Here is a 21,476-nt window from a genome sequence, read left to right as displayed (position 1 = left end):
GACCTCGGGCTCCGACCAACCGCTCATGTACGCCTCCGCACTGCGCTTTCCGGTGCCCTGACCAGTCTCGGAGTGCTCAGCCTCCCAGCGTCCTCGCGCAGCCCGACCCGGTCGTGGAGGCGGCGCAGCGGCCCGGGGGCCCACCAGTTGGCGCGGCCGGCCAGCCGCATGAGCGACGGCACGAGTACGGCCCGGACGAGCGTTGCGTCCAGCACCACCGCCAGTGCCAGGCTGACACCGAGGAGTTTCAGCATGGTCACCCCGGAGACGGAGAAGACGAACAGCACCGCGGCGACGAGGACCGCCGCGGCCGTGATGATGCGGCCGGTGTGCTGGAGGCCGAAGGCGACGGACTCCGTGTTGTCGCCGGTGCGCAGGTAGCGCTCGCGGATGCGGGCGAGCAGGAAGACCTCGTAGTCCATGGAGAGCCCGAAGGCCACGCAGAAGGTAAGGATCGGGATGGTGGCGTCCAGTGTGCCGGTGTGCGGCGGGCTGCCCACGAGGAACGACAGGTGCCCCTCCTGGAACACGTACACCATCGCCCCGAAGGTGGCGCTGAGGCTGAGGGTGTTCAGCGCCAGGGCCTTCGCCGGCATCAGGACGCTCCCGGTGAACAGGAAGAGCAGCACCAGGGAGGAGCCCACCACGATGCCGATCGCGCCCGGAGTGTCCCGGGCGATGGCGGAGGTGCTGTCCTCGACCTCGGCGGCCCGTCCGCCCACCGACACCGTGGCCCCGGCCGGCGGGACCACCTCCCGCAGTCGGCGGACGATTCGGGTGCCGGCGGGCGAGTCCTGCTCGGCTGCGGAGACCACGGTGAGCAGCGTGGTGTCGCCGTCCACCAGGGCGGCGGCCGGGCCCGGCCCCTGGATCCGGCGCCCGGCGGCGTAGGTGCCGGTAGGCGCGGTCACCTGGCGGACGCCGGGCACCGCGGAGAGCGAGCGGGCGTAGGGCTCCAGGCTCTGGAGCCGGTCGCGGCCCACGCCCTTCACCACCACGGGGGCGGTGCCCAGCGCGTCGGAGTCGAACCGGTCGCGCAGCAGTTGCGTGGCACGGTGCACCTGGGATGTGGCGGGAAGTGAGCGGTCGTCGAACAGGCCCGAGGCGACCCGGGTGAACGGGGACGCGAGAACGGCCAGCAGCACCACCACGCCACCGCCGTAGAGCACGGGACGGCGCATCACTGCCGTGGCGAACCGGTACCAGCGTCCGCTGTCGGGGTCCGCCGCCGGGCCGCGCAGCCGGACGAAGACGTCGTAGCGGTCGACCAGATGGCCCACGACGGCCAGCAGCGCGGGCAGGACGAAGACCGCGCCCGCCGCCGCGGAGAGCACGACGGCGATGCCGCCGTAGGCGAAGGACCGCAGGAAGAACTGGGGGAAGACCAGCAGGGCGACGAGGGACAGGGCCACGGTGAGCGCGGAGAACGCGACCGTCCGCCCGGCCCGGCGCACCGTGGGGCCGAGCGCCTCCTGCACCGTGGCGCCGGCGCGCAGTTCCTCCCGGAAACGAGCGAGGATGAACAGGCTGTAGTCGATGGCGAGTCCGAGGCCGAGCGAGGTGGTGGAGTTCATCGAGTACACCGAGATCGGCACGGCGCCCGCCAGCGCGTTGAGCACGGCCCGGCTCACCAGGACCGACAGCAGCGCGATGACCAGCGGCAGGGTGGCGGCCACAGCGCCGCCGAAGATCAGCAGGAGCAGGACCAGGGTGATCGGCGCGGCGATCGCCTCGGCGAGCAGCAGATCGTGCGCGGTGCGCTTGCCTACCTCCGACTGCACCTGCGCGGGCCCGGCCGCCTGGACCGTCAGCCCCGGCGCGTGCCGTCGGATGTCCGGTACCACCCGGTCGGCGGTCTTGGCCCGGTCGTCCTCGTCACCGTTCAGGGAGAGCGTGATCACCCCGATGGAACCGTCACGGGAGCGCAGAGAGGGCGCGCGCCCCGCCGTCCAGTACGAGGTGGCGGCCCGCACGCCCCGGAGCTGCCCGGCGCGCCGGGTCAGGGCCGTACCGACGGAGGTCATCCGCGTGGTGTCGACGGGACTCGTGCCGCTCAGCAGCAGCACCAGGTCGTCGCCGACGGCGGGGAAGTGCTCGGCCACCAGGCGTTCGGCGCGGGCGGACTGCGCGCCGGGGTCGGTGAAACCGCCGTGGACCAGCCGGTGTTCCACGCCCAGGCCGCCGGTCCAGGCGAGGACGAGGGTGATCGCACTCACCCACAGCACGGCGACGCGCCGCCGGTACAGTGCCGCGCTGACGCGGTCCGACATGACAGGTCCTCCCTGAGGTGAGCGGTCCGTCCGGGCAGCGGGCCGACGGTGTGCTGAACCGCCGCTCGCCGTCTGCCAGTTCGATTGATCGAGCGGGCCTGAGCTGGCGATACTGGCTCGACCGAGCACTGACGCCGAGGCGAAGTGAGGCCCATGCACCAGGAACGCCCACTGCTGGAACTCCTCGGCCTCCTCGATGTCGGCCCCGCGCCCGGCCGGGACGACGGGGAGCACTTCGTCGGGCGCCCTCCCCTGGAGCAGTCCTCCCCGGTGTACGGAGGGCTGGTGGCGGCTCAGGCGCTGGCCGCCGCCGGCCGTACGGTGACCGGCGAGCTGTCCGTGCACTCGGTGCACTGCTCCTTCGTGCGGCCCGGTCTGCCGACCGCGCCCTTCGACCACCGGGTGGAGCGGGTGAAGACCAGCGCCGCCTTCGCCACCCGGCGGGTCTGTGCGACCCAGCGCGGCCGGGAGGTGTTCGCCCTGACCGCTTCCTTCCACCGCCCGGAGGCGGGCCTCGGCCACCAGGACCCGATGCCGGCCGTCCCGGACCCGGAGGGCCTGCCGACCTTTGAGGAGCGGTTGACCAAGGCGTTCGGCGAGGCGGTCGCCCCGCTCGGAAAGCCGTACGAGACGCGCTTCGTCGGGCCGTTGAGCTTCGACGCCGAGAAAGACCCTGCGCTGGTGTCCTCCCGGACGCGGGTGTGGGTCCGCGTCAAGGGGGAGGTGCCGGCCGGGGCGACCGCCGGTCTCGAACAGCTGCTCCACGCCTGTTTGCTGGTGTATGTGTGTGACGTGACCATGCTGGAGACGGTGGCGGTCCGGCACGGGGTGTCGTGGTTCCACGCCACCGGCCGGAGCCTCGACTACACCGTGTGGATCCATCAGCCCTTCCGTGCGGACGACTGGCTGCTGTGCGCCCACGAGACCCCGGTGGCTTCCGGGGGACGGGGACTTGTCCTGGGGCGGGTCTTCACCCGCGACGGGGTGCTGGTCGCCACCCTCGCCCAGGAGGGCCTGCTGCGGGTGAGCGGGGGCCACGGGGGCGTCGGCTGAGGGCTCTTCACGGTGGCCCGCCGGGCGCCGTCACCCCGGGTGCGGCGGCTATACGACCAGGCCGCCGGAGATCTCGATGGCCTGTCCGGTGATGTAGCGGGCCCGGTCGGAGGCCAGGAAGCACACCAGGTGTGCCACGTCCTCCGGGGAGCCGAAAGCATGGCCGGGAATCAGGGACTTGAGAAACTCGGCCTTGTCCTGCGACAGCGCGGCCGTCATGTCGGTCTCGATGAGACCGGGGGCGACGGCGTTGACGGTGACGCCCCGGGCGCCGATCTCCTTGGACAGCGCCTTGGTGAAGCCGATGATCCCGGCCTTGGCGGCGGAATAGGCCGTCTGACCGGGGGTGCCGTGCAGCCCGGCGAAGGAGGTGATGTTGACGATGGCGCCGCTGCGCTGTTTCACCAGGGGCATGAGCAGGGGCTTGGTGACGGTGTACATGCTGTCGAGGTTGGTGCTGATGACCTCGTGCCACTGCTGGGGGCCCATGCGGGCGAACAGCGTGTCGCGGGTGATGCCCGCGTTGTTGACGAGGACGTCGAACCGGTCCAGGTGGTCCAGGGCCGAGGCGGCGAAGCGTTCGGCCTCGGCGGTGTCCGCGACATCGGTGTACAGCGGGGTGCAGCGCCGCCCCGGGTGGGCCGCACACAGTTCGTCGGCCAGGGCGCGGGCTTGCTTCTCGCCGCTGTGATAGCCGAAGACGACGTCGGCGCCCTGGGCCAGCGCCAGCCGGACGACGGCGGCGCCGATGCCCCGCGAGCCACCGGTGACCACACAGCCGCGGCCCGCCAGCGGGAGGTCATCCGCCACTGCTCACCCCCGGCGTCACGGAGGCGAGCCGGCCGGACTCCTTCTTGCGCCGTGCGGCCTCTTCACGCAGCTCGCGGTAGCGCTCCTCGGCGAGCAGCGCGGAGATCATGGGGGCGTAGAACGCGCCGTCGCCGACCAGCTTGATCCGCTCGGCCGTGATCGCCGCGTAGCCCCGCTCGGCCAGCGCGTCCCAGACGGTGGCGAACTTCTCGTACACGTCGAGGCCGAAGGCCGCACGGTACTGGACACGGTCGATCTCGGTGCTGACGAGGCTGCGGAAGAGGACCATCAGCAGCCAGTCGTCGGGGGTGTGCCTGAAGCCCCGTTCCACCGGGAACCGGCCGTTGTCGACGGCCGCCTTGTACTGCGGCAGGCTGCGGTGGTTGATGAACGACCAGGAACGGCCGGGCGCGAGCGCGGGGTTGCCGAAGAAGGTGATCGCCGCGTAGCCGAGTCCGAGGGTGTCCACGTGCTCGAAGCGGGAGTAGCCTTCGCGGAAGTCCCGGGCCGCGGGGTCGCCGGGACGGCGGAAGTTGTACGTCGACAGCTGCTGGTAGCCGTGGTCGAGCAGGAAGTCGCGTCCCGCCCGGTACATCTCCAGGTTGGCCAGCGTGCTGGGCAGCTCGTGGTAGCGGTTGAGTGCGAAGTCGGTGGGGCCGCCCACGTTCAGCTCGTAGTGGGTGATGTCGTGGACGTCCCAGGAGACCAGGGTCTGCAGGTCCTCCAGCATGGTGTCGACGGTCTGCTGGGGCCAGCCGAAGATGAGGTCGACGTTGGCGGCCAGCCCGAGTTCGCGGGCCCATTCCAGGCTCTGGATGACGTGTTTGGTCGTCTGTTTGCGGCCGCTGAAGCTGTTGAGCCGTTCGTTGACCTGCTGGACGCCCATGCTGATCCGGTTCATCCCCGAGTCGCGGATGGCCTGCATCTTCTCCCGGGAGAAGAGCTGCGGGATGCCCTCCAGGGTGAGGTCCGCCTGGTCCGAGATCTCGGGGAAGAGGCGGCGCACCATGTCCATCAGCCGGTGGTAGACGGGGGCCCGGTACAGGTTCGAGGTGCCGCCTCCGAAGTAGGCTCCGGCGAGGACGGAGCCCTCCATCTGCTCCCGGTACATCTCGGCTTCGCGTTCCACATAGCCGTAGTAGTTCTCCAGCGCGGCGTTGCCCTGGAACTCCTCGACGGGGAACAGGCAGTAGCCGCACTTTCCCGGGTCGGTCTGGATGCAGTACGGGACGCCGACGTAGAGGAACACGGTGGACTGGTCGCCCGTGGCGCGCAGGCGTCGGCGGTCCTCGCCGATCTCGTCCAGGGGAACGGACAGCTCGTTCCAGAAGCGCGGGGACGGGAAGCCGTGCTGGATCTTGTTGACCTGGCGTTCGGCGAGGTGGCTGTCGAGGTAGCTGTTCACGTGGTCGGGGCTCAACACGGTGACGGGCACTTCCCCTCTGGGTGGGATCTGCCGGTGGTCTGCCGGCCGGGCGGGAGGCAGGGCTCAGGAGCCCTGGGGGGCGGTGGCGGCCGGGTCCGCCAGGATCACGCGGTGCAGGAGGTATTCCGCCAGTTCCTCGATGCTCTGGTACTCCAGTGCCTCCATCGTCTTGAAGCGGAAGTCGAGCTTTTCCTGGATGCGACGCTGGAGTTCGGTGATGCTCAGTGAGTCGAGGCCGATCTCCAGCAGGGCCAGGGACGGGTCGAGTTCGTGGAGGTCGATCTCCAACTCGGTCGACATCCGCCCGAGGGTGTCGACGATCTCGTCCCTGAGCCAGTCGATGACCACCTGCCGGCGCTCTCCGGCCGGCCGGGGCTCGACGCGTTCCCGCAGTCCCTGCCGCGAGTCGCCGGCCTCCCGGAGGCGGCCGTCGACCGGTGCGGGCGAGGCCGCCGAGGTGTCGGTCAGCGAGGCGACGCGCCGGAACTCGATGTCGTCGAGGTCCGCGACGATGTTTCCGGTGTCGTCCAGGACGCTCAACCGGGCCGTGAACGCGGTCCCCGTGGTGTTCGGCCGCAGACGGATATGGCCCCAGACCTGGTCGGGCAAGGGGCTGTGCAGCACCATCCGGCCGACGCCGACCGGGACGTGGGTGCCCCTGGCCGCGCCCTCCCGGGCCGCCGCGGCGGTCAGGTGCAGACAGCCGTCGAGCATCGTGGCGAACCGGTGCGCATGGCTCACGGGCGACGCACCGTCGGGAGCGGCCGTGATCCGGCCGAGCGCCTGCCCGCCCGCCTCGTCGAGCCACATTTCGCGGACGGTGGAGAAACTCGCGCCGTACTCCATCCCGTCCTCCCGCAGCAGCCCGTAGAGCCGCCCGGGCGCCAGTGCCGTGGACATCGCCGCGCGCAGTTCCCCGGGAGGTGTCCCGGGGCCGTGCTGCGGCGCGGCCGGCCCGACCTTCCCCTGGCAGTAGGTGGATCGGCCGTCCCCGTTGCCACCGGCCACGGTGAACCGGAAGCGGCCGTCCGCCGAGGGGCCGTCGCCCTCCAGGTCCACGCGGACGCTGCTGGGCTTCGCGGGACCCAGGACCAGCGGGCGCAGGAAGTCGACGCCGGTCAGTTCGAGCGGCGCGAAGGCGTGGCCGTCGGCCGAGGTGTAGGCGTCCACGGCCAGTTCCATATAGCCGGTGGCCGGGAAGACGGTCGACCCGAGGATGCGGTGGTCGGCCCACGGCGTCCCGGGCTGCACCTCGTGCCGGTGGACGGTGCGCACGCCGGCCGGCTGCGGTGCGGCCTCGGGCGCGGTGGGCGGTGCCTGCCGCCGCGGTGCCGTGTCTGCCGTGTCGCCGTGGCCGGCGTCCGGCGCCGGCTTCAGCCAGTACCGGTCCTTGCGGAACGGGTACCGCGGGGCGGAGGAGGTGCGGCGGTAGCCCGGGCCCTGGTAGAGCGCGGGGAGGTCGACGGCGGCGCCCGCCGTGAACAGGGCGCCCGCGGCGGTCAGGACGTTGCGCACGTCCCGCCGGTCGCGCCGCAGGGTCGGGATCACCGTCACGCCGGTGTCGCCGAACGCCTCCGGGACGTACGGCCGCAGGGCGGGATGCGGGCCGATCTCGACGACCACGGTGCAGCCCAGCGCGGCCACCGCACGCATGCCGTCGCGGAACCGGACCGGCCCGCGAGCCTGCCGGCACCAGTATTCCGGCCCCTCCGCACCCGTCAGCGCCTCGCCCGTCACATTGGAGAACACCGGGACGGCCGGGGCGGTCGGGCGCAGCCCGGCGGCCGCCTTGCCCAGCTCGGCCAGGACCGGGTCCATCAGCGGCGAGTGGAAGGCGTGCGAGGTGCGCAGCCGGGTGGTACGGCTGCCTTCGGCCTCGGCGAGGCGCGCCACCTCGGCCACGGCCTCGGCCCGCCCCGAGACGACCACGGCGCGCGGGCCGTTGACGGCGGCGACGGAGACGTCCGCCTCCCGCCCCGACACCCAGCCGCGCACGGTCTCCGGGTCGGCGGCGACGGCCAGCATGACTCCGTCCGGGGGCAGTTCGCCCATGAGCCGGCCACGCACCGCGCTGAAGCGGGCGGCGTCCTCCAGGGACAGCATGCCGGCGACGCAGGCGGCGACGACCTCGCCGATGCTGTGCCCGACCACCGCGTCCGGAACGACTCCCCAGGAACGCAGCAGGGTGGCGAGCGCGTACTCGACGGCGAACAGGGCCGGTTGGGCCAGGCGGGTGTCGTCGAGCGCCTCCGGGGACTGCTCCTCGAAGAGCATCTGCCGCAGCGGCACGGGCAGCTCCGCGTCGAGCAGCTCGGCGCACCGGTCGAGGGCGGCGGCGAAGGCCGGTTCGCTGTCGTACAGTTCACGGGCCATGCCGGGGTACTGCGCGCCCTGGCCGGTGAAGACGAAGGCAGTCCTGGCAGGCTTCGTCGGGTGCCCGCAGGTGACCGACGGAGGTGTCCGGCGGGTCCGCCACAGGCGGAGGTCACCCGCGATCTCCATGCCGCCCCGCCCGGTCACCGCGAGGCGGTGGCGGTGCGCGGAGCGCCCGGCGGCTGCGGTGAAGACGGCCGCCGGCAGGGTCTCCCGATCGGTCCGGGACAGGTACTCCGCCCACCGCTCGGCCAGAGCGTCCAGGCTCGCGGGGGACTTGGCGGACAGCACCAGCAACTCGGCCGGGCGCGGCTTGACGGTGCCGGTGGGCCGCCTCGGTTGCGGGGCCTCCCGCAGGATCGCGTGGGCGTTGGTGCCGCTGTAGCCGAAGGAGTTGACGGCGGCCAGGCGCGGGACGTCCGTCCGGGGCCAGGGCATGGACTCGGTGGGGACCTCCACCGAGGCGCCGTTGAGGTCGATCTTGGGATTCAGCCGGTCGAGATGGAGGCTGGGGTAGATGGTCTCGCGGTGCAGCGAGAGGGCGGCCTTGACGACGCCGAGGAGCCCGGCGGCGGCCTCGGTGTGGCCGAAGTTGCTCTTCGCCGAGCCGACGTACAGCGGTCGGTCCGCGGTGCGGGACCCGGCGTAGGCGCTGGCGATGGCGCCCATCTCGATGGGGTCGCCGACCGGGGTTCCGGTACCGTGCGCCTCCACGTAGCCGACCTGGGCGGGGACGACACCGCTGCGCAGGAGCGCGGAGCGCATCACCTGTTCCTGGGTCCGGCCGTTGGGGGCGGTCAGCGCGGGAGTGTGTCCGTCGTGGTTGATGGCGGTACCGACGATAGTGGCCAGGATGGGGTCGCCCCGTTCCTCGGCGAGCGACTGACGGCGCAGCAGTACGGCCACGCAGCCCTCACTGCGGACGTAGCCGTCCGCCTTGGCGTCGAACGCCCGGCACTGGCCGCTGCGGGAGAACAGCCCCAGTTTGCAGAAGGCGACATGGACATCGGGGTTGAGGATCAGATTGACACCGGCGACGACGGCGGAGTCGCACTCGCCGGTGAGGATGGACTGCCGGGCCAGGTGGAGCGCGACCAGCGATCCGGAACAGGCCGTGTCGACCGCGAAGCACGGGCCCTTCAGGTCGAGGAAGTGGGCGATACGGCCGGCGCTGATGCTGTTCGCGTCGCTCATCGCGTCGTAGGCCGTGACGCCCTTCAGGCCCTCGATCTCGTGCTTGAGGAAGGAGTAGTTGTTGCTGTTCATCAGCGCCAGGAAAACGCCGGTGTCGGTGCCCCTGAATTCGTCGGGGTTCTGCCCGCCGTGTTCGAGGGCGTGCCACACGGTCTGCAGGAGCAGCCGGTGCTGCGGGTCCATACGGACCGCTTCGGCGTCCGAGATCCCGAAGAACGCCGCGTCGAAACGATCGACGTCGTCCACGAATCCGCCGTGTCGGATGTAGGTCTTGCCCGGAGCCAGCGGATCGGGGTCGTAGAACCTGTCCACGTCCCAGCGGCTCGACGGGATCTCCTCGACACAGTCCCGTCCTTCCCGCAGCACTGTGTTTATGTCCTCCGGCCCGTGCACGTTACCGGGGAGAGTGCACCCGATACCTACCAATGCAATGGGCTCAGCATCCATGCCAGACTTCTCCCTCGGTGGACGGAGGACGGGGAACGGCACTGTCATAGCGAATTCGATTCTGAATTCCTGTGCGCCGAACGAATCAAGGCTCCACAGGCGCACATGGGCCGAGTTTCATTTCGGCGCACCTGCATAAGGCTAGGCGCGGGTCGAAGAGGTAACAAGGAGCGCTATCGGGGCGGGCGATGCTCCTGAAGGGCGTGCGGAGAGCGGGGGCGCATGACGGGGAGCGTGTGCCCGCGCCGTGTGTTCCTCCGGTGATCTGGGCGGCCCGCGAGGCGCAACGAGGTGTTTACGCACGCGACACGTGCCGTGCTCGCGACTGATGCGCCGCATCGGAGGCATCTACGCGTTGCAGCGGATCGTCGACCACTCCGACCGCGACTACGAAGCCGTCGTGACGATCGCTCCGATCGTGGGGCCCTCTTCAGCGCGCGGAGGTGGGAGCCGTCGACCGCCGCCCGGGAGAAGTCCAGGGCGTTCGCGCTGCGGAGTCCGGCGAGGAGGACCTCGTGCAGCCGGGGCCACACCCCGGCCTCAGGGCTTAGCGGCCCGGCGCCCACCAGGTCAGGACCGTACCGGCGGACAGCAGTACCAGGGAGCATGCCACGAAGCGGCGGGCGAACGTGATCCGGCGGGCGACGCGCACGGCCATGGCCACCTCGTACATGTCGATAGATCCGTGAACGCGGTGGATGTCATCCAGCGACCGCAGCTGCGTATCGCTTCCCGCCTGTGCGGCCAGGGCCTGCCAGAGACCGGCCACGGCCAGCGCCAGCCCACCTCCGACCAGGGCGGTGACGGCGGCCTTCCAAGCGGTCGGCAGGTCGGCGGTGCTGGTGCGGCCCTTGACCACGATGGCCGTGCCGACCAGGGTGATGAAGGCGGCCAGTCCGTTGCGCCACGCCTCGGCGCTGGCCCGTGCACTCGGCAGGGAGCTGCGGACCAGGTTCTGGAAGCGGTCCCGTTCGGCGAGGTCCGCCGGGCTGGGCGGCCGACGTGGCGGCCGGGCCTCGAACGTCACAGCCGCTTCAGTTCGATCCGGAAACTGACGCCGCACCCGGTCACGCCCTCCGGCGCTCCTTCGTGCGATGTGCCGCACACGCAGGTCACATCCACCAGGATGATGTCCGAAGGCTCACTGTCACCGTTGCGGCTGACCCCGGCCAGACCGGTCAGGGCGTCGAGGGAGCGCCGGTCGACGAAGTGGTGGTCACAGCGCGGGCACGGCCCGGACACGACAACCCCCGATACGCCGTCCGCGGCGTGATCGGCAACGGTGAGCCGCCCCGCCGCCAGAAGTTCGAACGCGCGTTCAGTCCAGTTGAAATCAGTGGTGGCCAGGTAGGCAGGCGATCCCGACATGCCGTCAACTTTAGCGAAAAGCCCCTATCGTCAGGGCAGTTGAGCCGAATCTGCGAGGGGGGCTTCGCGTGCGCGGGAACGAACAGCCTGACGGCGACAGGTCGAAGTGGAATGCCGACGGATGCCGACTCGTCGCGTACGGCCGCAACGAGGAGGCCGAACGTGCCTTTCTCCGGGCAGCGGCCCAGGGCGAGTTCAACGCCATGTACAACCTCGGACTTCTGACCGAGCGGATGGGGCGCGCCGAAGAGGCCGGGAAGTGGTACGTCCGTGCCCATCTGGCCGGGCATCCGGAGGCGGCGAACAACCTCGGCTGCCTGCTGCTCAACGCGGACGACCCGGGGGCCGCCGTGGTCTGGTTCCGGGTCGCCGCCGACGCCGGCCATCCTCAGGCCGCCGAGAATCTGAAGCTGTGCACGGACCGGCCTGCACCGACCCACGGCGGCGACCCACTGCTGCGGCCTGTGGTGCTCGACCTGCAGGCCGAGGCAGCCTATGAGCACTTCGCCGCGACCGGGACGGACGCGAGTCTGGTGCGGGCGGTGAACCTGCACAGGCAAGCGGTACGGACGGCCTCGGCCGACCACCCCCAGCGGCTCCTGTTCCTGACGCATCTGCGCGACATCCTGTGGCAGCGCTACGAGCTGCGGGGGCACGACACCGACCTGAGGGACGCGGTCTCGGCGGCCCTGGACGTCTGGCAAGCCCTGCCGCAGGGCAGTACCGAGCGTCTGGCCGCCGCGCGGGTGACGATCGATTTACTGCGCAAACACTGCGAACTGACGCACGACTCCGGGCCACTGCGTGCGCAGCTCAGCGCTGCCAGAAGGGAGTTGCGCCACGGCGAAGAGAACGAAGAGGCGTGGGCACTGCTCGCTTCGGCTGTGGCCGCAGCCCTGGTGTCGCTGGCCAGGCACACGGACGACGAGGACTGTGACGAGGCGGTGGAACTGGGGCGGGCAGCACTGCAACGACTGCCCGGGCGGGGTGCGGTGCTCGTCAACCTCGGCGGGGCACTGGTGCACCGAGGACAGCGGAAAGGCGACCTGGACGACATCGACGCTGCCGTCACCGTGCTGAACAGGGCGATCGACGCGGACCCGGGCTCGGCTTACCCGGTCGCCGCCGTCAACCTGGCTTCGGCGCTGGGGATCCGGGCGGAGCTCACCGGCAGGTCGGAGGACGCCAGACGGGCACGCGCGATCGCGGCCGAAGCCTCAGCTGCCTTGGGCGCGGACGGCTCGGTCCACCCGCAGACGCTGCTGCGCGCCGCGTGCGTCGCCGGCGACGAGCTCGCCCTCGGCTCCCTCCGCCGTGCCCTGGCCGTCCTGCCCCCCACCCATGCGGAACGCCCGGCGCTCCTGGCTCAGCTGGCCATGGAACTGCACCGGGGAGGTGAGCGGGAAGAAGCCGTCACGGTGGCGCGGGAAGCAGTGCGTACCGCGACGACCAAGGAGGCAGGGGTGGCGGCGCGGCACATGCTCGGCAGCGTGCTGCTGACCGGTGGGGAACAGGGCGTCGCTCCGGCGGACGCCGCGGTGGCCGAAGCGGTCAGGACACTGGCGGCAGCGGCCCTGGCATGCGACAAGAGCGCCGTCCATTACGCCGACGTCCTGATCAAGTGGGCATCCGCCCTGCTCATGCGCTTCATGAGCCGATCAGTCGCCTCCGATCGCACCGAAGCGCTCAAGCTGTTGCGGACCGCTGCGGACGCGACGGGTTCAGCCCTGGGAGACCGCCTGTTCGCTTCGCAGGTGTGGAGCGGTGTGGCCCTGGAGGCGGGTGATCCGGTCGACGCGCTCGCCGGAGCACGCGTCGCGGTGTCCCTGCTGCAGAGGTACGGCTGGATGGGACTGGACCGCGCCGATCAGGAACAGGGCCTGCGAGACGGCGCGGCCATGCCCCGCGAGGCCGCGGCCCTGGCCATCCTCACCGACCAGCCGGAGCTGGCGGTGGAGTTACTGGAGCAGGGCCGCTCGGTACTGTGGCGCACGACGATGCACATGCGCGGTGACCTGTCCGTTCTCGCCGAGCGCCAACCGGTGCCGGCAGAGAAGCTGGAGCAGATCCGAATCCGGCTCCACACCACCGGAGACCTGGAAGCGGAGACCCGCGTGAGTCTGGCACGCCAGTGGAGCACACTGCTCGAAGAGGTACGGGCCGAGCCCGGTTTCGAGGCGTTCCTGAAGCCGCCGTCGTTCCGCGCGCTCACAGGGGCCGCCGCAGCGGGGCCGGTCGTCATCGTGAACATCAGCACGATCCGTTGCGACGCGCTCATCGTCCGGCCGAGTGGACAACCGCAGGTCGTCCCGCTACCCGGCGTGACCGTTCCCGAAGTGGATCGCGTGGCCAACACCTACGTCGCCCACCTCGCGCAGGCGGAGGAACAGGGCGCCACCGCTCTGCAGAAGGAACGCGCGCGGCACACCGTGCACGACACCCTCGAATGGCTGTGGGAGCACGTCGCCCAGCCGGTCCTCGCCCGGCTCGCTTCCGCGGGGGAGGGCATGCCGGCGCGCGTGTGGTGGTGTCCCACGGCGTCACTGGCGATGCTTCCCCTGCACGCGGCCGGGCGCTATCCGCGCGGCGCCGGGGACACCTGGCCCCCCGTCGGAGTGCCGTACCAGGTGGTGTCCTCGTACACCACCACCCTGCATTCGCTCGTCATGGCCCGCCGGCCTCCCACACACGCTGCTTCGGGGCTTTTGGCGGTCGCGCTGACAGACACCCGCCGGGGCCACACCCCGCTTCCCGGCGTGGAGGTGGAAATCAGGGCGCTGAAGGAATGCTTCTCCGGCCGACGAATGAAAGTGCTGGCCGACGACGCGTGCACCATGGAGGCGGTCCGCACCCATCTCCCGTCCTACGCGTGGAGCCACTTCGCGTGCCACGGCAAGCTCGACATGACAGCGCCGTCCACGTCCGGCCTGTGCCTGCGCGACGGTGACATGAACGTCCTCGACTTCGCGAACCTCCGCCTGGAAGAAGCGGAACTGGCGTTCCTGTCCGCCTGTCTCACGCACGTGGGCAGCAGTCAGCTGCCGGACGAGGCCATCCACACCGCGGCAGCGCTGCGCATGGCGGGCTACCGGCACGTGGTGGCCACGTTGTGGTCCATCCATGACCAGGCCGCTCCCCGCGTCGCAGCCGCCTTCTACGGGAATCTCCTCGCCAAGGGCGCGGATGTCTCGAACAGCGCCGAGGCCCTGCACCTCGCGGTCGCGGAACTGCGCAAGGAGCACCTCCACGACCCGACGGTGTGGGCGCCCTTCGCGCACAACGGGCCCTGATCGCCGCCGGGTCCCAGCTCGGCGCGGGGACGCTACGATCGCAAGCCCGGCGACCCGGCCTGGATCGCCACCGTCCGCGGAATCGGCTTCCGGCTCACCGTCCCCGGCGACAGCGCATACGCCTGAACGGCCGACGGAGGTCATACGGGTGCGGCTCGTGGCTGACGGCGGGAACGGTCAGGACGCCGGCCCACGGCCGCCCACGGCCGCCCACGGATGGACTCGACCTGCCCGGAGCTTCCGCACGGAAGCTCCGGCCGCGGCCGTCGACGCCGGACCACTTCAAGGCCGTGATCGACTGGCCGTCAAAGCTGTCGGCCGGCCACGTCGCCGCCCGGATCATCGGCCAGCACGATGGCCGCAGTGATCCTCTTGCCCACCGGTTCCCGGTAGACCTGAAAGCCCTGGCAGACGGCCATCACGATCTCCAGCCCGTGCTGACCGACCCGGCTGGGATCCGGTGCCAGGATCGAGGGCAAAGCGGTGCTGCTGTCCCACACGGTCACCTCGACGGCGCCGCCCTGGACCTGCAGCGTCAGCAGACACGGCCCCGGCGCGTATTTGCGGGCGTTGGTGACCAGCTCACTGACCACCAGCTGCACCATGCCCATCACGCGGTCGGACACGGGAAGTCCGTGAACGGCTTGCACCTTCGTCAGGAAAGACCGGGCCAGAGCACGAGCGGCAGCGATCCCCTCACTGCCCTCAAACGCCTCGGAAGCTGAAATGAGCCCGCCGACAAGCGATTCCCGATCGTCGTCGTCTGCCGTCCGGTCCATACGGCCCGCCTTGTTTCCCAAACAGCCCAGCCCCACGGGGACCCATATACCCCCAACGGGCCACAGAACGCAGCCAGACAGCAAGCAGTGTTCCCACCATGCGTTCGTCGGGGGAGAAGCGGTCGGGTACGTAGCCCACGACCGGTGGCCGCGTGGTCACCCGGCCACGGGTCGGCCGGGACAGGCCCACCGCGATCCGCGACAGCGTCGATTTCCCTGAACCGTTCCCGCCTGTGAAGGCGACGACCTCTCCCGCTGGGGCCTCCACATCGACGTCTCGCAGGATCCAGTCGCCGCGGCCATAGCGCTTGCTCACTGCTTGAAGACGTAACAAGTGAAGTCCTCCGTCCCGTAGCCCGGCCCCGGCCCCGGCTGTCTGCAGATTACGGTGCCTGCACCTTCTCCCACCGGGCGCACACTGTAAGCAGAAGGGCATGCGCCCATGAGCCGCACATGGAGGTGAGCCATGAGCACCCTCGAACTGCACGTCGACGTCGAGGTTCCGGTCGACAAGGCCTGGGAGACACTTCACCGGGTGGAGAACTATCCGCGCTTCGTGGACGGCGTGCGGGGCGCGCGTACGGAGGCGGGGGGCCGCGCGCACCTGGACGTCGAGACAGGCGGCCGGGCCCGGGAGATCGAGGCCGAGGTCACCGACCGCGGTGAGCGCGTGATGGAGTGGCTCACCACGGGCACCCCCGAGCTGACGGGTTCCTTCTCCGTTCAGCCGATCGACCAGAACCACACCCGGATCCAGGCTCGGCTGGAGTACGACCCCGGCACGGTCCGGGACACCTTCGGCGGGCCCAAGGGGTTCGCCCAGACGAACGCGATCCAACGGCTCGTACGCAGCGATCTGGAGCACTTCAAGGAGTACGTGGAACGAGGGTGAGCGACCGGGACGCGGCGGGTCCGGCGGTGCCGGGCCGCCGGTACGCCGGTCAGACTTCGATCACGGCAGCGCAGTCCGGGCAGACCACGGATGCGTATTCCGCGGGGTACCAGAGCGCTCCGGGCTCTTCGGAGGGCGTCCAGCGGGCCGTCTCCATGGCGAAGGTGTCCTTGCCGCACAGCGTCCGCGGTCCCGCAGTGGTGCGCGAACCCGGGGCCGCGGGGGCCACGTGCACCTTACGGACGCGCCGTTCCACGCCACTCGCCGATCCGGTGGAGGAGCGGTGTGCCACCGGTTTGTCGACTTCGTAGACGACGATCTCGGTCATGTCTCCACCGTAGGCGGTCCTGAGACCGAACCGGCGGACCGAACCGGGGAACCGAACCGGCGGACTAAGCGTCCGCGATGCGTACGACCGCCAGCGTGATGTTGTCGGGGCCGCCCGCCCCGATGGCGGCCTTCCACAGCTGGAAGGCCGCCCGGCCGTCGTCCTGCTCCCGCATCACCTCATCGAGCACGTCCTGCGGCACAGGGTCGGTCAGGCCGTCGGTGCAGATCAGGTACCGGTCGCCGGGGGACAGGGGCGAGGCTGTCACATGGGGACGGATGGCGCGGTACGAGCGGCTGCCGCCCAGGCACTGGGTGACGATGGACGTGGTACGCCGCCCGGGTTCGAGTGGGGGGCTGTCATCGACGCTCACCTGGCGCAACCCGTCACGGGAGGCCGCGAAGACCCGGCTGTCGCCCACGTTGAACAGCAGCAGGGAGGCGGGCTGCACGACCGTGCCGGCGATCGTCGTCCCCATGGCCGCCAGCTCACCTCCCGCGTCGCCGCCGGCGGCCTCGTACACGACGCGATTGCAGCCGTTCAAGGCATCGCGGACGGCGTCCTCGCTGGTCAGGGCGGCTCCGATGGACGCGATCCGGCGTGCCACCAGGGCGCTGGCCACGTCGCCGCCGGGATGCCCGCCCAGCCCGTCGGCGACCGCGACGACCAGGGGCCTGCCGAGCGGGAAGACCAGGGTCTGCGGACTCTCCGTCACCGTGGCGCACAGGGTCCACGGCCCGATCACGAGGCTGTCCTCGTTCCGTTCGCGAAGCAGCCCGGGATGGCTCAGCGCACTCACCGCCACGTACCGCATGGAACAGCCACCGCCTTTATAGCTCCAGCGTAGGCGCTCCCGGGAAGAGGGCACTACGCGGTGGTGCGAGGATGCGGGCGCGGCCGTCGGGACGGACGGTGAGGGCGTGCTGCGCGCCGGTCCCCGGAAACCCGGTGGAGGCGGCGGTCCTGCTGTGCCTAGGGTCGCGGGATGAGTACCCGCACTTTCCGGATCACCGTCCGCGGCGTCTTCGACGGCCTCACCGACGCCCAGCGGGCAGCGCTGCTGGCCGACGCCACCGAGCACGACGTGCTGCGCGCCGCGTTCACACCCGAGGGCAACCTCACCTACGACATCGCCGCCCGCCCGGCCTTCGTCTTCCGTTTCTCCGACACCGGGGAGGAAGAGCAGGACGTCGTGGAGGCGACCGAGCGGGCCGAGGAGTCGGCGAAGGCCTGGCTGACCGAGCGCGGCTACGGCTTCAAGAACCTCCGTTCCACCGCCGAGGACCTCTCCCAAGCGCCGATGGGCAAGCGGCAGCGGCGCGCGGCCCGTTCGAACGGCTCATGAGCTTGAGCACTCAAGGAGATGGCAATGAGTACGGCGGGCAGGCCGAGGCAGCGGCGGAAGGGGCGTGAGCTGCGGCGATGAGTGACACCCTGGACACGGCACTACGGCTGGTACGGGCGCAGGCAGCGCTCGTACGGCGCTTCGACGCCCGGCTGAGCGGGTTGCACGGCGTCAGCCTCGCCGACTTCACGCTGCTGCTACGGCTGGAACAGGCGCCCGGGTGGCGCATGCGCCGGGTCGACCTGGCCGAGGCACTGGGCCTGACGGCCTCCGGGGTCACGCGCGGGCTGGCCCCGCTGGAGCGGATCGGGCTGGTGACCCGCGAAGCGGACGCCCGGGACGCGCGCGTGGCCTACGCGTCGCTGACCACGACGGGCCGACGGCGACTGCGGGAGATGCGCGCCACGGCCGAGGAGACCGCCACCGAGATCTTCACCGCCCGGGCCCTGAGCGCCGAGGACATCGCCCAGTTGTCCTCCCTGCTGACCCGCCTCGGCGGCCGGGGCCTGACCGGCCGCTGACCCTCGAACCCCGGCCGACGCTGCCAACATGCCTGCCGCCGCGGTGGTTTCAGACACGGCCGACTCGAACTCGCCGTGGTACAGGTCACGTTGAGTTGTGGCCGGTTTGTGAGGGAGCCCTGCACAAGGGCATGGCATGCTCAGGGCTGTCACGAGTTACCGGTCGGTTCTACCTCTGAGTAGCCCGCTTGCACGGTACCTCTCTGCCACCCCCCACCCCACACAGGACCCTCCATGCGCAGACGCATGCGGCACAGACGTGCCCTGCTGCCCGCCTTCGCCGTGACCGCCCTCTTTCTCTCCGCGGGCTGCTCCTCCGCACCGCACGCCGAACCGACGGGAACCGCCGGGAACGGACACCCGCAGGTCGAGGTCGCCGACACATCCGCCGACGCCCCGGACCACTCGCTCGCCGTCGCCGCCGCTCCCACCACCGGCGCCACCGCCACCGCCACGGCGGGACCGGCCGGTTCCGGACGGCGGGCGCACAAGACGGCGCTCGCCATCAGCTCGTACGACAGCCACACCCGGCGGGCCGTGCTCTCCGACAAGCCCGCACACGGGGGGAGTTCACACGGCACCCCCTCCCCCACCCCCTCCCCCACCTCTTCCCCCGCCCCCTCCGGCGCCCCGCAGAAGGCCGCCGTCGGTGACGTGATCGCCAGTGCGCCCGCGCCCGGGGCACCGCACGGGCTGCTCGCCAAGGTCACCGAGGTGGTGGGCGAGAGGGACGGCGGCACCGAGGTGCAGACGGAACCGGCCACGCTCAACGCGCTGCTCGGCGACGAGACAGCGAAGGGCGAGGTGCCGGTCGACCCGTCGTCCTTCACCGTCGACAAGCTGCTCCCCGATGTGAAGGTGTCCTGGGCGAAGGCCGGTGACGTGCGCGTCGGCCCCAAGGGGGCGACGGTGCCGCTCGGCAGCCTCCGCCTCGACGTGAGCGCCGGCATACCGGCAGCCCAGCACGCCCCGGCCTCGGCCGCCGCCTCGGTGAACGGATACGTCCAGGTCGCCCCGCAGGTCGACTTCACCTACGGCGGCGCCGGTACCGACGCGCCCCCCGGCTCCGCCTACCTCGGCGTGTCCGGCGACTGGACCTCCGGCTGGGCGGTCAAGGGGCGGGCCGCCATGACCACCGGCACCCCGCTGCGGATCCCGTTCGCCAAGCTGCACGCCGACCCGGTCCTCCAGGTCGGCCCCGTCCCCGTCGTCGTCAATCTCGATCTGACCTGCTACGTCCAGATCAGCGGCGACGGAAAGGTCACCGTCGACGTCGAACAGAAGCTCAAGGGCGACTTCAAAGCGGGCGGCACCTTCGGCCTGGCCAAGGGCTGGACGCCGGTCAGCTCGTCGGACATGACGAGCACGCCCGTACGCGCCTCGGTCACCACCGCCGGGACCGTGAAGACGGCGCTCGGCGCCGAGGCCTCGGTCGGCCTCTACGGCGCCGTCGGTGTCACCGCCGACCTGGCCCCGTATCTGCGCGGCGAGGCCTCCGGCACGGTCACCGCCTCCTCCGGCGGCGGGGCGAAGACCGAAGGTGCCTGGAGCGTGTACGGCGGGGTCGACCTGTCCGGGACCCTGCGGTTCCAGCTGTCCGTCTTCGGCACGCCGGTCATCCAGCGGAGCATCCCGCTGGGCACCCTGAACCGCGAGTGGAAGCTGGCGGCCGGCACCTTCTAGGCACTCATCTGCGAAACCTTCTAGCGCTGGCCCGTGAAATCTTCTAGGCGCTCGCCTGTGAAATCTTCTAGGCGCTCGGCTGCGGAGAACCGTCCTGCCCCGCCGGTATCCAGCCCTGGCGGCGCAGGACGGACGACACGTCCGGTGCCCGGTAGTGCTTCCCCTTGAGGACCTTGCCGTCGGCCCGGCGGGCGACCTGCCCGTCCGGGCCCAGCTTGCTCATATTGGCCCGGTGGATCTCGGCGATCACCTGATCGAGGTCGATGCCGTGGACCAGGGCGGTGCCGTACGCCACGTAGACCACGTCCGCCAGTTCGTGCGCGAGCTTGTCCAGCGGGCCGTCGACCGCGACCTCGGCGACCTCCGCGGCTTCCTCGGCGAGCAGTTCCCCACGGTGCGCGGCCAGTTCGGGGTCCACCTCCGTCGGCGTGCTGCGGGCGTCGAGGCCGAAGGCGCGATGGAACTCACGGACGAGGCCGGCGGGAGAAGTGCTCATGCGACGACTGTATCGGCCGCCACTGACAGGGCCCCGTGGTCCGTCTCCGGGTCCGGAGTGACCTCGGCCCTGGTCAGCGGCGCTCCCGGCCTGGCAGGATCGCCGCATGTCCAAGGTGTTCCCCCGAATCGGCCGGCGCCGGGCGTTGCCGGCCGCGGTCGCCGGTGCCGTGGTGCTCGGGCTTCTGCTGTGGTGGCTGCTGCCCCTGGGCGAGAGGCCGCCGAGCGGGACGATCGTCTTCAGCACGGGCACTCCCCGGGGGGTCTACCAGGAGTACGGCGAGCGGCTGCGCGCCGAGTTCGCCAAGGACATGCCCGACCTGAAGGTGAAGCTGCTCAACAGCGCCGGTTCGCAGGAGAACGTGCAGCGGGTGGCCACCGGCAAGGCCGACTTCACCATCGCGGCGGCCGACGCGGTGGAGGCGTACCAGTTGGATCAGGGCCGCGGTGCCGGGCGGCTGCGCGGGGTGGCCCGGCTCTATGACGACTACGTGCAACTCGTGGTGCGCAGCGACTCGGACATCAGGAGCATCGCGGATCTGCGGCACAGGCGGGTGGCGACGGGCCTGCCCGACTCCGGGGTGCGGCTGATCGCCGAGCGGGTGCTGAAAGCCGCCGGCATCGACCCGCGCAAGGACATCACCCCGGTCGCGGACGGCATCGACACCGGGCCCGACCGGCTGGCGCAGCACAAGATCGACGCCTTCTTCTGGTCGGGCGGGCTGCCCACCAAGGGGCTGGTCACGCTGGCGAAGAAGTCCGGCTTCAAGTTCGTGCCGATCGAGGGTGACCTCGTCACCAAGCTGCACGGCGAGGGCCAGGCGGCGCGCTACTACCGGGCCACCAACATCCCTGAGTCCGCCTACCCGAGCGTGCAGCAGGGCAGTGAGATCCCGACGATCGCCGTGTCCAACGTCCTGATGACCCGTACGGACGTCGACCCCCGGTTGACCGAGTGGGTGACCCGCACCGTCATCAAGAGCCGCGACGGCATCGGCGCCCACGTCCACTCCGCCCAGCTGGTCGACCTGCGCACCGCCATCTACACCGACCCCCTGCCCTTGCAGGAGGGCGCCCGACGCTACTACCGCTCGATGAAGCCCTAGGTGTATTGATCACGAGCGTTGTTGACAGCCGCGGGGCTTGATCATGGCGAAGACCTCCGGTGTGGTGGAGCTGTCTAGGACTGCACCGCACGGAGG

Annotated in this window: 18 protein-coding genes and 1 pseudogene; 7 read left to right on the top strand and 12 right to left on the bottom strand. The window is 70.9% G+C overall.

Annotation, left to right across the window (positions count from 1 at the left end; all coding sequences use genetic code 11):
• Positions 1–23: 23 nt before the first annotated feature.
• Entirely contained in the window at positions 24–2,270 is a 2,247-nt protein-coding gene (locus ABZ624_RS33415; RefSeq protein WP_360097565.1) for an MMPL family transporter, read from the bottom strand.
• Between the two features lie 153 nt (positions 2,271–2,423).
• On the opposite strand from ABZ624_RS33415, the gene ABZ624_RS33410 reads away from it, so the two are divergent.
• Positions 2,424–3,323, top strand: coding sequence for an acyl-CoA thioesterase domain-containing protein (locus tag ABZ624_RS33410; RefSeq protein WP_360097562.1), 900 nt, complete (start codon positions 2,424–2,426; stop codon positions 3,321–3,323).
• Positions 3,324–3,371: 48 nt separating this feature from the next.
• On the opposite strand, the gene ABZ624_RS33405 is transcribed toward ABZ624_RS33410, so the two are convergent.
• The 6 genes and pseudogenes from ABZ624_RS33405 to ABZ624_RS33380 form a co-directional block, all read right to left on the bottom strand.
• A complete protein-coding gene (locus ABZ624_RS33405) occupies positions 3,372–4,133 on the bottom strand; it encodes an SDR family NAD(P)-dependent oxidoreductase (RefSeq protein WP_360097559.1) in 762 nt (253 codons plus the stop codon).
• Positions 4,123–5,568, bottom strand: coding sequence for a radical SAM protein (locus ABZ624_RS33400; RefSeq protein WP_360097556.1), 1,446 nt, complete (start codon positions 5,566–5,568; stop codon positions 4,123–4,125). Before ABZ624_RS33400 ends, ABZ624_RS33405 begins: the two co-directional genes overlap by 11 nt.
• A gap of 54 nt (positions 5,569–5,622) precedes the next feature.
• Entirely contained in the window at positions 5,623–9,573 is a 3,951-nt protein-coding gene (locus ABZ624_RS33395; RefSeq protein WP_360097553.1) for a beta-ketoacyl synthase N-terminal-like domain-containing protein, read from the bottom strand.
• 431 nt (positions 9,574–10,004) lie between these two features.
• Positions 10,005–10,115: pseudogene (locus tag ABZ624_RS33390) on the bottom strand (IS5/IS1182 family transposase); the annotation flags it as partial.
• Between the two features lie 5 nt (positions 10,116–10,120).
• Positions 10,121–10,600 carry a hypothetical protein gene (locus ABZ624_RS33385; RefSeq protein ID WP_360097550.1) on the bottom strand — a complete coding sequence of 160 codons (480 nt, stop codon included), beginning with the start codon at positions 10,598–10,600 and terminating at the stop codon, positions 10,121–10,123.
• Positions 10,597–10,941 (bottom strand): hypothetical protein, encoded by a 345-nt coding sequence (locus ABZ624_RS33380; RefSeq protein WP_360097547.1) that lies wholly within the window; start codon positions 10,939–10,941, stop codon positions 10,597–10,599. Before ABZ624_RS33380 ends, ABZ624_RS33385 begins: the two co-directional genes overlap by 4 nt.
• Before the next feature lie 68 nt (positions 10,942–11,009).
• Between ABZ624_RS33380 and ABZ624_RS33375 the strand changes: the two genes are divergently transcribed.
• A complete protein-coding gene (locus ABZ624_RS33375) occupies positions 11,010–14,231 on the top strand; it encodes a CHAT domain-containing protein (protein ID WP_360097544.1) in 3,222 nt (1,073 codons plus the stop codon).
• A gap of 305 nt (positions 14,232–14,536) precedes the next feature.
• Here ABZ624_RS33375 and ABZ624_RS33370 read toward each other — a convergent pair whose 3' ends face one another.
• On the bottom strand, positions 14,537–15,010 hold the full coding sequence (locus ABZ624_RS33370) for an ATP-binding protein (RefSeq protein WP_360097541.1): 474 nt from the start codon (positions 15,008–15,010) through the stop codon (positions 14,537–14,539).
• Complete coding sequence (locus tag ABZ624_RS33365) at positions 14,937–15,446, bottom strand: ATP-binding cassette domain-containing protein (RefSeq protein WP_360097538.1); 510 nt, start codon at positions 15,444–15,446, stop codon at positions 14,937–14,939. The genes ABZ624_RS33370 and ABZ624_RS33365 overlap by 74 nt, the downstream gene beginning before the upstream one ends.
• A 30-nt stretch (positions 15,447–15,476) precedes the next feature.
• Between ABZ624_RS33365 and ABZ624_RS33360 the strand changes: the two genes are divergently transcribed.
• Positions 15,477–15,902 carry an SRPBCC family protein gene (locus ABZ624_RS33360; RefSeq protein ID WP_360097535.1) on the top strand — a complete coding sequence of 142 codons (426 nt, stop codon included), beginning with the start codon at positions 15,477–15,479 and terminating at the stop codon, positions 15,900–15,902.
• A gap of 49 nt (positions 15,903–15,951) precedes the next feature.
• On the opposite strand, the gene ABZ624_RS33355 is transcribed toward ABZ624_RS33360, so the two are convergent.
• Both ABZ624_RS33355 and ABZ624_RS33350 read right to left on the bottom strand, forming a co-directional pair.
• Positions 15,952–16,230 (bottom strand): hypothetical protein, encoded by a 279-nt coding sequence (locus ABZ624_RS33355; protein ID WP_360097532.1) that lies wholly within the window; start codon positions 16,228–16,230, stop codon positions 15,952–15,954.
• A gap of 64 nt (positions 16,231–16,294) precedes the next feature.
• On the bottom strand, positions 16,295–17,044 hold the full coding sequence (locus tag ABZ624_RS33350) for a protein phosphatase 2C domain-containing protein (RefSeq protein WP_360097530.1): 750 nt from the start codon (positions 17,042–17,044) through the stop codon (positions 16,295–16,297).
• A 171-nt stretch (positions 17,045–17,215) separates the two neighbouring features.
• On the opposite strand from ABZ624_RS33350, the gene ABZ624_RS33345 reads away from it, so the two are divergent.
• The 3 genes from ABZ624_RS33345 to ABZ624_RS33335 all read left to right on the top strand — a co-directional run bounded on the left by ABZ624_RS33345 (position 17,216) and on the right by ABZ624_RS33335 (position 19,779).
• Positions 17,216–17,575, top strand: a complete 360-nt coding sequence (locus ABZ624_RS33345; protein ID WP_360097527.1) for a DUF6204 family protein — start codon at positions 17,216–17,218, stop codon at positions 17,573–17,575.
• Positions 17,576–17,652: 77 nt separating this feature from the next.
• Positions 17,653–18,096 carry a MarR family transcriptional regulator gene (locus ABZ624_RS33340; RefSeq protein ID WP_360097524.1) on the top strand — a complete coding sequence of 148 codons (444 nt, stop codon included), beginning with the start codon at positions 17,653–17,655 and terminating at the stop codon, positions 18,094–18,096.
• Positions 18,097–18,342: 246 nt separating this feature from the next.
• The gene (locus ABZ624_RS33335) at positions 18,343–19,779 is read left to right on the top strand and encodes a hypothetical protein (protein WP_360097521.1); all 1,437 of its coding nucleotides are present in this window, start codon (positions 18,343–18,345) and stop codon (positions 19,777–19,779) included.
• A gap of 67 nt (positions 19,780–19,846) precedes the next feature.
• Here ABZ624_RS33335 and ABZ624_RS33330 read toward each other — a convergent pair whose 3' ends face one another.
• On the bottom strand, positions 19,847–20,275 hold the full coding sequence (locus tag ABZ624_RS33330; protein WP_360097518.1) for a MazG nucleotide pyrophosphohydrolase domain-containing protein: 429 nt from the start codon (positions 20,273–20,275) through the stop codon (positions 19,847–19,849).
• Positions 20,276–20,381: 106 nt separating this feature from the next.
• On the opposite strand from ABZ624_RS33330, the gene ABZ624_RS33325 reads away from it, so the two are divergent.
• Positions 20,382–21,380 carry a TAXI family TRAP transporter solute-binding subunit gene (locus tag ABZ624_RS33325; protein WP_360097515.1) on the top strand — a complete coding sequence of 333 codons (999 nt, stop codon included), beginning with the start codon at positions 20,382–20,384 and terminating at the stop codon, positions 21,378–21,380.
• Positions 21,381–21,476: the final 96 nt, after the last annotated feature.

The sequence above is a fragment of the Streptomyces sp. NPDC007205 genome (assembly GCF_040634095.1).
Taxonomy (GTDB): domain Bacteria; phylum Actinomycetota; class Actinomycetes; order Streptomycetales; family Streptomycetaceae; genus Streptomyces.
The sequence above is the reverse complement of the archived record's forward strand: the minus strand, read 5'-3'. Positions and strand labels throughout refer to the sequence as shown.

Bases quoted from the DNA above. Each gene is read 5' to 3' on its own strand.
- ABZ624_RS33360 (WP_360097535.1), top strand. From the start codon at position 15,477: ATGAGCACCCTCGAACTGCACGTCGACGTCGAGGTTCCGGTCGACAAG.
- ABZ624_RS33410 (WP_360097562.1), top strand. From the start codon at position 2,424: ATGCACCAGGAACGCCCACTGCTGGAACTCCTCGGCCTCCTCGATGTC.
- ABZ624_RS33325 (WP_360097515.1), top strand. From the start codon at position 20,382: ATGTCCAAGGTGTTCCCCCGAATCGGCCGGCGCCGGGCGTTGCCGGCC.
- ABZ624_RS33365 (WP_360097538.1), bottom strand. From the start codon at position 15,446: ATGCCCTTCTGCTTACAGTGTGCGCCCGGTGGGAGAAGGTGCAGGCAC.
- ABZ624_RS33370 (WP_360097541.1), bottom strand. From the start codon at position 15,010: ATGGACCGGACGGCAGACGACGACGATCGGGAATCGCTTGTCGGCGGG.
- ABZ624_RS33330 (WP_360097518.1), bottom strand. From the start codon at position 20,275: ATGAGCACTTCTCCCGCCGGCCTCGTCCGTGAGTTCCATCGCGCCTTC.
- ABZ624_RS33355 (WP_360097532.1), bottom strand. From the start codon at position 16,230: ATGACCGAGATCGTCGTCTACGAAGTCGACAAACCGGTGGCACACCGC.
- ABZ624_RS33415 (WP_360097565.1), bottom strand. From the start codon at position 2,270: ATGTCGGACCGCGTCAGCGCGGCACTGTACCGGCGGCGCGTCGCCGTG.
- ABZ624_RS33340 (WP_360097524.1), top strand. From the start codon at position 17,653: ATGAGTGACACCCTGGACACGGCACTACGGCTGGTACGGGCGCAGGCA.
- ABZ624_RS33380 (WP_360097547.1), bottom strand. From the start codon at position 10,941: ATGTCGGGATCGCCTGCCTACCTGGCCACCACTGATTTCAACTGGACT.
- ABZ624_RS33345 (WP_360097527.1), top strand. From the start codon at position 17,216: ATGAGTACCCGCACTTTCCGGATCACCGTCCGCGGCGTCTTCGACGGC.
- ABZ624_RS33350 (WP_360097530.1), bottom strand. From the start codon at position 17,044: ATGCGGTACGTGGCGGTGAGTGCGCTGAGCCATCCCGGGCTGCTTCGC.
- ABZ624_RS33335 (WP_360097521.1), top strand. From the start codon at position 18,343: ATGCGGCACAGACGTGCCCTGCTGCCCGCCTTCGCCGTGACCGCCCTC.
- ABZ624_RS33395 (WP_360097553.1), bottom strand. From the start codon at position 9,573: ATGGATGCTGAGCCCATTGCATTGGTAGGTATCGGGTGCACTCTCCCC.